10 protein-coding genes, 1 other RNA gene and 1 pseudogene are annotated in these 14,472 nt (G+C 32.7%); 5 read left to right on the top strand and 7 right to left on the bottom strand.

The features are described 5' to 3' along the window. The first annotated feature begins 89 nt into the window (after positions 1 to 89). The 4 genes from QGM60_RS07855 to QGM60_RS07840 all read left to right on the top strand — a co-directional run bounded on the left by QGM60_RS07855 (position 90) and on the right by QGM60_RS07840 (position 4,174). Entirely contained in the window at positions 90 to 575 is a 486-nt protein-coding gene (locus tag QGM60_RS07855; RefSeq protein WP_281139688.1) for a histidine phosphatase family protein, read from the top strand. After that, positions 575 to 2,629, top strand: a complete 2,055-nt coding sequence (gene ppk1 / locus QGM60_RS07850; RefSeq protein WP_281139687.1) for a polyphosphate kinase 1 — start codon at positions 575 to 577, stop codon at positions 2,627 to 2,629. Before QGM60_RS07855 ends, ppk1 begins: the two co-directional genes overlap by 1 nt. 1 nt (position 2,630) lies before the next feature. Continuing rightward, positions 2,631 to 3,536: a rod shape-determining protein gene (locus QGM60_RS07845; protein ID WP_281139686.1), complete on the top strand. Its 906-nt coding sequence runs from the start codon at positions 2,631 to 2,633 to the stop codon at positions 3,534 to 3,536. Positions 3,537 to 3,643: 107 nt separating this feature from the next. After that, a complete protein-coding gene (locus QGM60_RS07840; protein WP_281139685.1) occupies positions 3,644 to 4,174 on the top strand; it encodes a porin family protein in 531 nt (176 codons plus the stop codon). Positions 4,175 to 4,228: 54 nt separating this feature from the next. Here QGM60_RS07840 and QGM60_RS07835 read toward each other — a convergent pair whose 3' ends face one another. The 6 genes and pseudogenes from QGM60_RS07835 to dnaX all read right to left on the bottom strand — a co-directional run bounded on the left by QGM60_RS07835 (position 4,229) and on the right by dnaX (position 13,083). After that, positions 4,229 to 4,810 (bottom strand): tRNA-(ms[2]io[6]A)-hydroxylase, encoded by a 582-nt coding sequence (locus QGM60_RS07835; RefSeq protein ID WP_281139684.1) that lies wholly within the window; start codon positions 4,808 to 4,810, stop codon positions 4,229 to 4,231. Positions 4,811 to 4,812: 2 nt separating this feature from the next. Then, a complete protein-coding gene (locus tag QGM60_RS07830; protein ID WP_281139683.1) occupies positions 4,813 to 5,397 on the bottom strand; it encodes a hypothetical protein in 585 nt (194 codons plus the stop codon). 87 nt (positions 5,398 to 5,484) lie between these two features. Beyond that, positions 5,485 to 7,449 carry a cytochrome c peroxidase gene (locus QGM60_RS07825; RefSeq protein ID WP_281139682.1) on the bottom strand — a complete coding sequence of 655 codons (1,965 nt, stop codon included), beginning with the start codon at positions 7,447 to 7,449 and terminating at the stop codon, positions 5,485 to 5,487. Positions 7,450 to 7,510: 61 nt separating this feature from the next. Beyond that, complete coding sequence (locus QGM60_RS07820; RefSeq protein WP_281139681.1) at positions 7,511 to 9,358, bottom strand: alkaline phosphatase PhoX; 1,848 nt, start codon at positions 9,356 to 9,358, stop codon at positions 7,511 to 7,513. Positions 9,359 to 9,681: 323 nt separating this feature from the next. Beyond that, positions 9,682 to 11,238, bottom strand: a complete 1,557-nt coding sequence (locus QGM60_RS07815; protein ID WP_281139680.1) for an FG-GAP-like repeat-containing protein — start codon at positions 11,236 to 11,238, stop codon at positions 9,682 to 9,684. Positions 11,239 to 11,354: 116 nt separating this feature from the next. Then, positions 11,355 to 13,083: pseudogene (gene dnaX / locus QGM60_RS07810) on the bottom strand (DNA polymerase III subunit gamma/tau). A 102-nt stretch (positions 13,084 to 13,185) separates the two neighbouring features. Here dnaX and rnpB point away from each other — a divergent pair. Next, positions 13,186 to 13,502, top strand: an RNA gene (gene rnpB / locus QGM60_RS07805) — RNase P RNA component class A. A gap of 54 nt (positions 13,503 to 13,556) precedes the next feature. Here rnpB and QGM60_RS07800 read toward each other — a convergent pair. Continuing rightward, positions 13,557 to 14,318 carry a hypothetical protein gene (locus QGM60_RS07800; RefSeq protein ID WP_281139679.1) on the bottom strand — a complete coding sequence of 254 codons (762 nt, stop codon included), beginning with the start codon at positions 14,316 to 14,318 and terminating at the stop codon, positions 13,557 to 13,559. Positions 14,319 to 14,472: the final 154 nt, after the last annotated feature.

Here is a 14,472-nt window from a genome sequence, read left to right as displayed (position 1 = left end):
ACAAACATTAGAGTTAAGGGGGCAAAATAATCGTTAAAACGGATATAAACAACCTTTTGTCGATAAAATTTGTGCTTAATCGATAATTTATGAAATCAGTAATCTTAGTAAGACACGGAAAATCATCGTGGGAATTTAATGTTGTCGATAGAGATAGACCATTAAAATCCAGAGGAATAAATGATGCTAATTTGGTCGCTCAAGAGTTCTTAAATAGGGTAGATTTGCCAGAAAAAATTTTTTCAAGTCCAGCCAATAGAGCATTAAGTACTTGTAAAATTTTTGCCAAACATTTAAAAATATCCGAAGATTCTATTCATGTTGATGAAGAACTCTATGATTTTTTAGGTGAGAATGTCACAAGATTTATTAAAAATATATCCAATGATTATGATACTGTTATGATTTTTGGTCACAATCATGCTTTCACCTCAATTTCCAATATATTTGGCGATAAATATATTGAAAACCTTCCCACAAGCGGTTTGGTAAAATTAAATTTCAATATTGAAAACTGGAAAGATTTAAAACAAGGCACCACGGAATACATCATTATTCCTAAGGAAATAAGATAATGACAAAAGACAAGAATATTTACATAAATAGAGAGCTAAGCTGGTTACAGTTTAATGCAAGGGTACTTCAGGAAGCGGCAGATAAGGAAGTTCCTCTTATTGAACGGTTAAGATTTTTAGGTATATTTTCAAATAACTTAGATGAATTCTTCAAGGTAAGATATGCAACGGTTAAACGTATTTATGAAGCAGGTAAAGCAGGAAAAGCAGAGCTAGGAGGTATTAGTGCAGGTGATCTGTTAGAGGAAATAACCAAAATTGTAATAGACCAACAAAGCGAGAGTATTGAGATTCTAGAATCGATAGATGAAGAGCTAAAAGGAGAAAATATTCATGTGATTAATGAAACTCATATTGCTAAAGATCAGCACGATTTTATACGTAATTATTTCTATCAAGAAATAAGTCCAGCTCTTGTTGTTATTGTGCTAAATGAAGATGTAGAATTACCACATTTAAAAGACACTACAGGCTATTTAAGTATAAAGATGTCTAACAAAAATGGTCCAGATCAATATGCACTTATTGAAATTTCAAAAGCTATGGATCGTTTTGTGGTTTTGCCAAAGAAAAATGGTGCTGATTACATCATCATGGTAGATGATATCATCAGGTATTGTTTAGATGAAATATTCAACATATTTGATTATGAGACGATAACATCTCACATGATAAAAATTACTAGAGATGGTGAATTAGAATTCGATAGTGATTTAAGTAAAAGTTTTATTGATAAACTTTCTGCAAGTGTAAAAGATAGACAGATAGGTGAGCCAATTAGATTTGTTTACGATAAAAGTATTGATGAAGACACCTTAAATTTTCTTTTAGAGAAGATGGGAATTGACTCTAAAGATAGTATTATTCCTGGTGGTCGTTATCATAACCGTAGAGATTACATGGACTTTCCTAGTCTTGGAAGAACAGATTTGTTGTATGATAAAATAAAACCTTTACCTGTTCAAGGGTTAAGTTTAGAGGAAAGTATCTTTAAAACCATTGCAAAGAAGGATTATTTGGTTTATGCACCATATCACACCTTTTCTTATGTAGTGAAATTCCTAAGAGAAGCAGCTCTTGATCCTAAAGTTAGATCTATAAAAATTACCATATACAGACTTGCCCAAATTTCTCATGTAGCCAGTTCTTTGATAAATGCAGCTAAAAACGGAAAACATGTTACGGTTTCCATAGAACTTAGAGCTCGTTTTGATGAGGAAGCCAATATTCATTACGCAGAACAAATGCAGGATGCTGGAGTTAATATGTTGTTTGGTGTTCCTGGTCTTAAAGTACATTGTAAAATGTGTGTTATTGAGCGCGAAGAGAATGAAAAATTAGTGCGTTACGGATTCATAAGCACTGGAAATTTTAATGAATCTACAGCTAAGTTTTATACAGATTTCACTTTGTTGACTTCAAACCAAAAAATACTCAAGGATGTCAATAAAGTTTTCAACTTTTTTGAAGTCAATTATAAGATCAATAGATACAAGCATATTATAACATCGCCGCATTATACTAAATCAAAATTATTTAGTTTAATCGATCACGAAATTGATAATGCTAAAAGTGGAAAACCAGCTTATATAAAGCTAAAGATGAATAGCATCAGTAGTTATAAGATGGTTGATAAATTGTACGAAGCAAGTAGAGCAGGCGTAAAAATTCAGATGATTGTTAGAGGTTTGTGCTGTTTGGTTCCAGGTATTGAAGGTATGAGTGAAAATATTGAGATAATTAGTATTATAGACAAGTTCTTAGAACACACACGTCTTTATATTTTTGGAAATAACGATGATCCAAAAATTTATATATCTTCGGCAGATTGGATGACTAGAAACATAGATAATAGAGTAGAGGTGAGTTGTCCGATTTATGATGAAGACATCAAGAAAGAGCTTCAAGATTTATTTGAAATTTGTTGGAATGATAATGTTAAGGCTCGTATTGTAAATGAAACACAAGACAATCAATATCGTAGAAACGATAAGGAAAAAGTAAGAGCTCAATTTGATACTTACGACTATTATTTAAAAAAATTAGAAGGATAACATGCTGAAGATTGAAAAATACGCAGCTATAGATATTGGATCTAACGCTGTAAGACTACTAATTTCTAACATAATCATTCAAGATGATGTATCAGTCATTTTCAAAAAGAACTCATTGGTACGTGTGCCCATAAGGCTAGGTGCTGATGTGTTTATGAATGGCGAAATTTCAGAATACAATCAAAATAGAATGATTGATACCATGCAAGCTTTTAGTTTGCTTATAAAATCTCATGGAGTCGTTCGTTATAAAGCTTGCGCAACTTCAGCAATGCGAGAAGCTAAAAACAGTGAACCTCTGGCACAAAAAATTGTAGATACCACAGGAATTAATATCGATATTATTGATGGTGAAGAAGAAGCAGCTATTATTGCAGCAACTGATTTACATGAGTTTATAGATGAAAACAAAACCTATCTTTATGTTGATGTTGGTGGTGGTAGTACAGAGTTTTCCATCATTCATAATGGTGAAAAAATAAAGTCTAGATCTTTTAAAATAGGTACGGTTAGACTGCTTAACGATATCGTAAAAAATGAAACCTGGCAAGAATTAGAAAAGTGGATTAATGAAAACACCAAGCAATACGAAAAAATAGACCTTATAGGTTCTGGTGGAAATATCAATAAGATTTTTAAAATTTCAGGAAAGGCAATCGGGAAACCTTTAACGTACTTTTATTTAACCAGTTATTATAAGACTTTACAAAGTTATTCTTACGAAGAGCGTATAACAAAGTTGAATCTTAATCAAGATAGAGCGGATGTTATTATTCCTGCAACAAGAATATATTTGTCTGCAATGAAATGGAGTGGAGCCAAGGATATTTATGTACCAAAGATTGGTTTGTCAGATGGTATTATTAAAAGTATGTACTATGAAACGGTGTCTAGCGTAGAATTATAAGATTACAGTTATCCTTTCGTCTAGTATTTCTGTACAAAAATCCGATTATTGAATTCAATATTATAATTTAATTTATATTCGCTTACTCAAGTCTTAATAAATTTTAAATGAAAAAATTACTATTCGCCCTTGTCTTCGTAGCTTTTACTGTTTCTGGTTTTTCTCAAGACGTAAGATATGGTGTAAGAGGCGCTCTCAATATTTCCAATTTAGATTTTGATCCTGATGCTGATTTTGAAAACAAACACCGTAATGGTTTTGCTTTTGCTGGTTTTGTTGATTATGGGTTTACAGAAGACATCTCTTTATTAACGGAAATACAGTGGTCTGCCGAAGGTGGTAAGGATGAATCGCTACGAGCAGATTATATTAAAATGCCTATACTTTTAAGATTTATGCTATCTGATCGATTTACTGTTGGAGTAGGTCCTCAACCAGCTTTAAAAACGTGGGAGGATAAAGATGGTTTTGCAACATTTACTTTTTCTGGTGTTGCAGGATTAGAGTATATGATTACAGATGAGCTTTTTATTGATACAAGATTAACTTTAGGTTTAAGTAATATCTTAGATGAAGATTTAACAGATACAAAAGCAACAAACCATGTTATTCAATTTGGTTTCGGAATTAAGCTATAATATTTTCAAAAACATATAACAGAAAAAGCCTCGATATTAATCGAGGCTTTTTGTTTATCCATGTATGGTTTCTTTTGTACCTAAGTCTCTCATAATTTCAGCTTCATATTCTAAAAGATTCTGCCATTTTTCATCAACCTCTTTACGTTCTCCATATTTTCTAGCAAAGTTTAAAAACATAGTGTAGTGGTTAGCTTCACTAATCATTAGTTTTCGGTAAAACTTGGCTAATTTTTTATCCTCTAGTTCTTCAGAAAGTAATCTGAATCGTTCACAACTCCTAGCTTCAATAAGTGCTGCGTATAATAATCTATGTACTAATTGTGTGGTTCTACTACCTCCTTTTGGAAAGAATTTTAATAACGCAATTACATAGTCGTCTTTACGATCACGACCAAGTGTCCAACCTCTTTCAAGTATCAGATCATGAACCATTTTAAAGTGGCTCATTTCCTCTTCAACTAAATCAATCATTTCTTGTACAAGTTCCGTGTATTCAGGAAAGCCAACAATTAACGAAATAGCTGTACTTGCTGCTTTTTGCTCACAAAAAGCATGGTCAGTTAGTATGTCCTCAACATTTTTCTCAACAATATTTACCCATCTAGGGTCTGTTGGTAATTTTAATCCTAGCATAATTATTTTTTAGCAGTTTGAATAAAATTTGATCGTCCCTTACTATTAATGGTCATTCTATGGTAAGACGTACGTTCTGTTTCTGGTATGGTATAAATGAAATCTATTGCCACATTGTTAGTCAGGCTAGGGTCATCATCTACCTGAACCGATTTTAATACAGCCAATTCATAAAAGTTATGTAGTTCAGAACCTTGCTCAAAATTAGATTTAAATCCGAAGACTTTATTAGCCTTCTTTTTATCAAAGCTTTTATTGTAAATGATTTTTCCGTTTTTTTCAACTAAAATATCAAACTTGAAGTTTCTATAATGAGTTTGATAGTTAATAGTGTCTTTTATTTTGGTGAAAAGAACACTATTAGACATATCAGAATAGCTCTTTATTTTTACATGAAATCCGTTGCTTAAAAGTGTGTCAACTTCACGCTCAATATAGGTTTCAGGAATATAAATATCCTTTTGAAAACTTACTGTTTTTTTGAATTCTTCAACGCTATCCGCTAAAGACTGATTAGAAGTTCTTCTGCCTTCACAACTTGTAAAGCCAATAACCACAATTAATAATAATCCAAGAAGTGCTCTCATATTAAATTTCGTTTATCAAAGATATTTTAAAAATTTAATATAGAAAGTTCTGAAGTATTATTCTCTGTTTTTAGAAATAACAGATAACTATAAAGCTCTTTTATTTAAGTTTTCATCAGGGAAATCTCTTGGTAAATCATTCGGCTGATCAAAAGATTTAGTATCGCTAAGCGCTTCCATAAATTTAATAATATCTGATATTTCCTGCTCAGTTAAGTTTAACGGATCACTAGATAAAGTTTGATGTTCTAAATTTAATCCATTTCCAGCTCCACCACCTTTGTTATAAAAGTCCATGACCTCTTCTAAGGTGTCAAAAACTCCATTATGCATGTATGGTGCTGTTAAAGCTATATTTCTCACTGTTGAGGTTTTAAATGCTCCTTCATAAAAAGAAGCGACTTCTTGTGTAAGACCATTGCTGTATCTGCCTTTATCGTCATCAAAAGCCCAAGGCTCTTGTTTATTATTAGGCACGCCTAAAACTTCAGCTTCGCTATCAATATAAAGCGGTGGTAAGTTTCCTGAAAATAATGGAGCAAAATGACAAGTTGCACAAGCTGCTTTGCCTGTAAAGAGATTAAAACCTCTTTCTACAGCTTTTGGTAATTGATCTATTTTATTTTGAAAATATTGATCTACAGGACTGTCAAACGTATTAAGTTGCATTACGTAAGCTGCTAGAGCATAGTCAATATCATTAAATTTGATTTGATTACTGTTTGGAAATGCTTTTTTGAATAAGTCCACATACGTTGGACTATTTTTAATTTTTTCTAAAATCTCTTTGTATGAAGAGTTGAATTCTTTTTCACTTAGTACCACATGTTCAAACTGATCCTCTAAGCGCTGCGCTCTTAAATCGTGAAAGTATTTTGTAGCATAAACTGAATAATTTAAAGTCATGGCATTACGCTCAAGGTGACCGCCATTACTAGAAGAACTCAATGTTTTTCCGTCGGTAAATGCTTTTTTAGGATCATGACAAGTTGCGCAAGACATGGTGTTTTTTTGAGATAGAATAGGATCGTAAAAGAGTAAACGACCTAATTCTGATTTTTCATCGTAAGTATCGTCTTTACTTAAACTAACATAATAGAAGTTATTCAGAAAATCTTTTTCAAATAAATTTTCTGAAGTATAATTAACAGCTTGTGGATATCTTGAAACTTCATCTATAGTTTCATAATTCAAAGCTAAGTGAATGTCTTTTATATTTTTATATAAAGGATTTATAACTTCTTTAATGAAAACCAAACGATTGAAATTTTCAAAGTCAGCTCCTTTAATAATCTTTAAACCTTTTGAAATAATATTTGAGTTTTTCTTTAATAACTCAATTTGATTTACATTGTTTAATTCTGGTTTATATAAGCCAGTGTATTTTTTTATAGTTTGTAAAACTTTGTCTGCATCTTCAATACCTTGCAGTGTTCCAGGTGTATCAAAACCTGTGATACCTAATGAAGCCAAACGAATTATGGATTGTCTAGTAGCTTCAAAAAATTGTCTATCGTTAAATTTTCTAATTTTAAGATAGGTATTGATTTTTTTGATGTTTTTTTCAAAAAGTTCAACTTCTTTTAAAAAGGCTTCTTTTTCATCTTTATTAGAAAAATCCGAACCAGCAATCATCTCATCAATAACTTGCAACCCGTGTGGTTCAAGTACTGTAAGATCGGAAACTTTTTGTTCTAATTTAGGTAAAGGAGCTCCATTGACAATTTTATCATAAGCTTCCTTGTCTGAATATTCAATAATATACTCTACACTTTTAAAAGCATCTCGTAAAGCTCTATAAGACTTATCTACATTTTGTTTGGACTGATTTTGGTTTACAAAACCATCAACACTTTCTCTAAAATTGGTTGATTCTTCAACTAAAAATTCTAAATCTTCTATAAATTCAGCGTTGATTTCACCTATTACATTTGGTCTATAACCTTTGTAATTATTGAGATCGTTAAAATTAGAATCTGACCATTGGCTAAAAAGAGAAAAAACAAATCCAAGCAACAAGCCAACTAAAACAATGTGAGTATTTATCTTCATAATATTATAAAATGAAATAAGCCGGATGATTTACTCATCCGGCTAAAATTTTCTAAAAAACTTACTTAATGATTACTTTTTTAGTAATGCCTTCGCTAGTTTTTAATAAATATGTTCCTGTTTGGATACCAGAAATATCTATTGATTTTGTGTTACGATATACACCAATACGCTTTCCTGTAATATCGTATAAAGCACAATCAGTAGTTTCGCTTAAGTATAAGATACGCTCTGTTGGATTAGGATAAATTCCAAATTTGTTTGAATCAAAATGAAACTCTCTACTAGATAACGTCGCTAATGCTGTAGGATCATCAAACCCAGTGATAGCAAAAGTTAATGAGTTATTGTATGGGAATGGGTTAGCACCATCTGGATGCTGAGAGTTTACCAATACAGATTTACCATCAGCTGTAGCGCAAGCACCTGTAATTTCTGCACCTCTAGGAGTTTGGGTTAAACGAATTAAATTATCAACCGTAGGGTTAGCAACATCCATGTCTAAAATATACATTTCACACATACGATCGTTAGGATATTCTGATGGAGTTCTACCAAAAGACGTTCCATTTAAATCTTCGTTGATTAACATATATGTTTTTGGTGTACCATCAACATCTACATAAAGCATGTTTAAACCATCAGGATTAGATAAGTGCTTTGTTGGATAGTTAGCAACATCAGGACTTGTTGTAAAATAAGGACCACCTTCAACAAAAATATTAACATCTCCAGTAGCAGGATCGTATTCTAAAACACGTCCGTAATAATCCCAATATGCAGCATCGTCAGGACCAGTTGCTCCTTGATCTATAGCTCTTTGAATATGGTGAGCAGCATAAACTCCACCAGCAGTAGCGTCATCAGACCAGCTAGAAGCAGGATTGTCTCTGCCAGTTTCAGTCATATATATTTTACCATTATTTTTGTTTATAGTAACCCATTCTAAGCGGTTGAACATTGTAGCACCAGCAGCAATAGCTAAATCTGTAAAGTTCAACATGTTTGAGAAGTTAGAGTTGTCTATTTCAACCCAAGGATCACCAGCATTATCATGCTTATAAACATAAGTTGTTCCAGAAGTAAAATCACCAGGAGTATCTGCAACGAATTTTGTAAATAAACCAGGAGTTGCATCTGCACCCATATAAACTGTTTGGTTATCATTAGCAATTGTACCACCTTCAAATGGTTGACGTCCCCAATTATATTGTTTGCGTATTGCTTTAGAAGCTCTTGGGTCTATTTCTACCATCCAGTTGAAGTTTTGGTATTTTGGAATCGTTTGGAAGTTAGCCATCTCAAACTCTGTGTATTTAATAGTGTAGTCACTAATGTCTCTTACACCATTACCACTATCGTAAACGTCATTATTACTATTTCTAAACCATTCTTCAGCAGACCAAACACGACCATCAATATTAGAGTTAATACCTCCACAGTTCATCCCTGTTTCACCAACAGCAGAAAAATCTACATTAAAGAAGTCACCTTCACGACCATCACTTAAAGTTTGTGGAATAATATATAATTCATCAGTAGAAGGGGTTCTACCTAATAAGAAGGTAGTCATTCCACCACCATCACCGATTTTGTCATCAGCAATAATCATTTCGTGATTTACAGAAGCCCAACCAATAGCATTAGGATCATCTACACAGTCTTCAGCTGTTAAAGGAGTAAAACCGATAAAATCGTGCCATTGCTTAGCAGGTACTTCTTCATTAAGCCCTGTTTGTACCATATCTTCTCCACCAATAAATAATACTTGGAGTTGAAAAGGAGAAGGAGGAACTACTACTGTTGTAGCATCCCAATCTGTGTCAACCATAGTGGTTGGAAATTGACTCTGTGCTATTGATACTAAACCAAATCCGCACATCATCAAAGAAAGTAACTTACGTTTCATTTTAAATAGTTTTGTGATTAAATAAATTGGTTAATAATTAATGACTTAAAATTACTGGCGCTTTGTAAAGTCATTTTAAAAGCTATTTAAAATAATTGCAAACGAAACATTAAGGATGTGTTTTAAACATTATGAGAATGACCTATTATTAATTAGATAATTTACCTTTTAGTAACAAAGATTTTTTAAATTATTTAGTGTTGAAATTCTATAAACCCAATAAATACAAGTGATGTGAATTGAATTTAATGCTATGCCATTTTTTTTAACATTTATAAACAAGTGAAAGTTTCCTCTTATTTAGACATGTTATAAACAAGCGATTATCTCAAGTTATTCTTAAGAATAATAAACGGAATACCATCTTTCATCCATTGTTCAACATAGCCAAGTTTTGGAATTACTTCAAATGCTAAGGAGCCTAGAATTAAATCTGTATCACCATCTTTATCGTAGTCAGCGGCATCCATAACTACCCAACGGCCTTTATTTACTTCAGGAAAAGTGAAGTTTTGAAACGTATTATTTCCTGTGTTTTCATAATAAACAAAACTTTCTTCAGGTGTATTTACCCAATCTGGAAAAAAAGAAATCGCAGCTATATCCTTGTCGCCATCTCCATCAAAGTCATTGACTATGGCATTGTACGCTCCATTATGTTGAATGAATAACTCTTGTTTGAATTTGTTATTTCCATCATTCAAATAAATATAGATGCCATGCCAGGGCTTCATTATAGGTTTGTAATCTGCATTATCACCAGCTGTGTAAATGATATCCAAGAAACCATCATCATTATAATCTATAAGATCCATAAAACTTCCTCCCATAGATGGCGAAAATTGAAGTACTCGGTCTCTTTTAAAATTGGCCTTACCATCGTTGTAATAAATATCAATGCCTTCATCGGCTTGAGCAAATAGTGCTACAATATCTAAAAAGCCATCGTTGTTCATATCTCTCATATATGATTTTATAGCGCCAGGCTTTGCTAGTAAGGTTTTCTTAGTGTAAGAACTATCATTTTGAATGAAAACAGACAACGCACCTGTCCATTTTCCAAATTCTGAAACTACAATATCCATTTTTCCATCACCATTTAAATCTCCATAATCACTATGCACAGGTCTTTGTAAACCTTTTATAGGAACAGTTGATTTTATTCCAGATTTTTTTGGCAAGGTGGCAATTAACCCTTTTGGCGCATCGGTAGGAGAAAAACTACCCATTACGGTAAGCCAGAAGGCGTCATCTGTATCATAAAGGCTTACAGCACCTTCTTGTACATTTCCAGAGGTTAATAATTTTAGGTTACTAGAAAAAATGGAAAAACTTTTAGTAAAAGCATCACCTAAATAAATTTGACCGTTTTCTGAAAATTCTGCCATAGTAGAACTTGGTACATTTACTTTTTGATCTGGAATTATTGTGGTAAACTGCTTGAGTTCTTTTTTAATTATCTTTTTTGGTGGCAACGCTAATTCGTTTGGAGCATTATTTAAATAATAATCTTGAATCTTTTTCCAAGATAAACTATCCAAGGTTTGTTCGTTTGGAAATAATCCACTGGCTTTTACCAACTCACCACCTTCATTATTTTCAAAAAGGGCTTTTCTTTCATTGGCATTTTTATAAATGCCATACATGTAACCCATTCTTGGCAGCATATAATCTTTCCATATGTCTACAGTTAACATTTCAGGCTCTGGGTATTGATGACAGGCTTTACAATATATTTTTGAAAGCTGTTCTCCACTTAAATCGTCTTGTTTAGTGGTTTCTATTATTTCGTTGGAAGGTATAGAGTAAGTGTCATTACTATTATTTTTACAAGAAACGAGTAGTGTAGATAAAACAAGGATGAAGTAAACTTTATTCATTTGGTATTCAAAATAGAGATTAGTATAGTCATACTAATTTCAAAAAAAAGGGTATGCTTTATAATACCTTATTGTTACTATTTTATTAAGCTTAAGTAGGAATAAAATAAAAGTACCTAAATGTCTAACCCAAACGTTTTTTTGAGTAGTTCAATGTTTGGGTTTTTCTCCTTTAGTTTTTCGTACTTCTCTCTTGGTGTAAAGGCATATTTTTTAGCGATTTCTTCATTAACTTTTATATCTAATTCTAGATCGTAGTTAAGAAGTGTTTTCTTTAAATAAGCCATTAGAGGAAATTGAGCACGCTCTAACTCAATTTTATTTGTATTGTTGGAGTAGGTAAGATGAATCGTAGTTCCTTTTAGCTTAGGTGTATCCATTTGTAATATGGAAGCCATAATTTTTTCACCTTTCTTATCCATTTTAGCTGTGTAGGCTTTCCAAGCTTTTAGCAATGCTTCTTGGGTAACTGGTTCTTTTGGTAAATCGTCTTCATCAATAACAACATCCATCTGTCGTATTTGATGCTCTTTCTTTTCCCTTATACTTTTTAAAGAGAGACCAGAAGTAACTTTGCCAGGTTTATTGATGGATATCTTTGGTATTGTTGTAGGTTCTGAAACAGAGTTCTGAACTTTTTCAGGCTGCTTTTTAACAACTTCCTTGTTTGAGATATCTTTAGATATTTTTGGTTGAGCTTCTTCAGGTTTTTTTACAGGAATAGGAGTAATACCTTTTGCTGTAAAATAAGAAGCAGGAATTATGAAGCCCTTATTTTTTTTTTGCTCCATCAAAGGTGATAGAGGCTAGCTGCATCAATGTGAGTTCGACTAAAAGCCGTTGATTTTTACTCGATTTATATTTTAAATCACAACTGTTGGACAAATCAATACCTTGCATCAAAAAGGTATGTGAGGTCTTTTGGCATTGAATCATGTATTTTTCCTTAGTTTCTTCACCTACTTCTAAAAGTTCAAGCGTTGCTGGATTTTTACAAACCATTAAATCTCTAAAATGGGAAGCTAATCCTGCGATGTAATGATGACCGTCAAAGCCTTTAGACAGTATAGTGTTGAATTGTACTAACAACTCAGGAATTTTATTTTCTAAAATTAAATCGGTACTTGTAAAATAAGTCTCGTAATCTAGTACATTAAGATTTTCGGTAACGGCTTGTCTTGTTAGGTTTTTTCCAGAGAAACTTACTACACGATCAAAGATTGAAAGCGCATCACGCATAGCACCATCTGCCTTTTGAGCTATAATGTGAAGTGCATCATCCTCAGCAGTAATATCTTGTTCTTCTGCAATGTATTTTAAATATTCTTTAGCATCTGAAACCGTAATGCGTTTAAAATCGAAAATCTGACAACGCGATAAGATGGTTGGTATAATCTTATGTTTTTCAGTAGTTGCTAAAATAAAAATACAATGCTTTGGTGGTTCTTCTAAGGTTTTAAGAAAAGCATTAAAAGCCGCTTGAGACAACATGTGTACCTCATCAATAATGTACACTTTGTATTTACCAACTTGTGGCGGAATACGAACCTGATCGGTTAGGTTTCTGATATCATCAACGGAGTTGTTAGAAGCCGCATCCAATTCAAAAATATTGAAAGCAAAATCTTCGTCCTCGCTAGTGTTACCGTCACTGTTTATCATTTTAGCCAAAATACGAGCGCAAGTGGTTTTACCAACACCACGTGGACCAGTAAATAATAAAGCTTGAGCTAAATGATGATTTTCAATAGCATTCAGTAAAGTATTGGTAATAGCCTGCTGACCTACAACATCCTTAAAGGTTTGTGGTCTGTACTTACGTGCCGATACTACGAAATGTTCCATTGATAAATTAGTGAATTACAAATTTAAGAATAACCTATAAATAGGCGTTTTTGATATTTAATATTTAATATGAGTTATTAACAATTTATGTACATTTGCCGCCACGCAGATTGCCTTATCGTTCCGATAATTATCGGGAAGGAAAGTCCGAACACCATAGTGCAATCATAGTGGTTAACAGCCATCCATCGAAAGGTGAGGAAAAGTGCAACAGAAAGTATGTACAGGTAATGCTGTAGTGAAATCAGGTAAACTCTATGTGGTGCAATGTCATGTATACCAACGCTCGAGGGCTGCACGTCCGATTGTTGGAGGGTAGACAGCTAAAGTTTGCTGGTAACAGTAAATTCAGATAAATGATAAGGGTTAAGACCTTTGTGGTTTTAATACAGAATTCGGCTTATAGATTTGCTTGTCATTAAAAAACCCTTTACTGAAATAGTAAAGGGTTTCTTTTTGCGTTTAAGATTTTTTTATTCTGCATAGTAGCTTAAATCTGGACGAATTTTAGCTTCTACTTCATTGTATTTAGTAGCGAGCTTAATAACTTCCCAAAATGTAGCTTGGCTTTCATCTCCTAAAAGTTCATCATCATCTTTACCGTCTTGTGCTATGGCTAACTCACTTTCACCAGCTACAGAGACCATATAGTAACTTTCTTCGCTACCAAAACCGCTGTGATATACCTCATATCCATTTTTAACACCTTTATTTTCAAACATCTCTTTAATTTTTGCCATGCCTTCATTCATTGCTTTGGCGTTTTTGGGTGCGTAATACAAAAAGTGATATTCCCTTTCGTTTTTGTCTTTGGTATCATAGCCTTCTGGCATGTATGATAACTCAGGAATGAAATGTATAATCTCGTTACTATGAGAGTCATAGCATTCGTCCATTTCCCCAAACATTTTGCCCATTTCTTCTTTTCCAATTTTCTTAGCAAGGTCTTCCATTGGGTTGGTATCTAACTCAGCCATGTTCTTAATAGGAGATACATAAACGTATCGACCATCTTCCACACTAATAGTTGTCCAACTCATACCTTCAATCTTATTCTCCTCACAGCTATTTTTTAGCTTTAGTGCTAATTCTTCGTATTTTGGCATCATTTCAAACTTTACATTGTCTGTATGTACAACAAACATTGTAGGTTGCGCTTCTTCTTGTGAATTTGAAAAGTTTACAGTAAAAACTGTCATTAAGAGAACTAGTAATCCCATTTTTAAATTCTTCATAATAATTTGATTTAATTGGTTAGTAATATGTTTAATAGCAAGCACTAACAAAGAGGTTAATTAAATCGTAGATAAACAGGACTAGTTTATTTATTTAAAAATCAGAAGTTTATACAGCTAATTTAATAAAAAAATAATTTTAGGATTTATACTA

It is taken from the genome of Winogradskyella sp. SYSU M77433, assembly GCF_029911945.1.
Taxonomy (GTDB): domain Bacteria; phylum Bacteroidota; class Bacteroidia; order Flavobacteriales; family Flavobacteriaceae; genus Winogradskyella.
Note: the sequence above shows the minus strand (reverse complement) of the source record. Positions and strands in the feature narration are given on the sequence as shown.

Bases quoted from the DNA above. Each gene is read 5' to 3' on its own strand.
- QGM60_RS07855 (WP_281139688.1), top strand. From the start codon at position 90: ATGAAATCAGTAATCTTAGTAAGACACGGAAAATCATCGTGGGAATTT.
- ppk1 (WP_281139687.1), top strand. From the start codon at position 575: ATGACAAAAGACAAGAATATTTACATAAATAGAGAGCTAAGCTGGTTA.
- QGM60_RS07845 (WP_281139686.1), top strand. From the start codon at position 2,631: ATGCTGAAGATTGAAAAATACGCAGCTATAGATATTGGATCTAACGCT.
- QGM60_RS07840 (WP_281139685.1), top strand. From the start codon at position 3,644: ATGAAAAAATTACTATTCGCCCTTGTCTTCGTAGCTTTTACTGTTTCT.
- QGM60_RS07835 (WP_281139684.1), bottom strand. From the start codon at position 4,810: ATGCTAGGATTAAAATTACCAACAGACCCTAGATGGGTAAATATTGTT.
- QGM60_RS07830 (WP_281139683.1), bottom strand. From the start codon at position 5,397: ATGAGAGCACTTCTTGGATTATTATTAATTGTGGTTATTGGCTTTACA.
- QGM60_RS07825 (WP_281139682.1), bottom strand. From the start codon at position 7,449: ATGAAGATAAATACTCACATTGTTTTAGTTGGCTTGTTGCTTGGATTT.
- QGM60_RS07820 (WP_281139681.1), bottom strand. From the start codon at position 9,358: ATGAAACGTAAGTTACTTTCTTTGATGATGTGCGGATTTGGTTTAGTA.
- QGM60_RS07815 (WP_281139680.1), bottom strand. From the start codon at position 11,238: ATGAATAAAGTTTACTTCATCCTTGTTTTATCTACACTACTCGTTTCT.
- QGM60_RS07800 (WP_281139679.1), bottom strand. From the start codon at position 14,318: ATGAAGAATTTAAAAATGGGATTACTAGTTCTCTTAATGACAGTTTTT.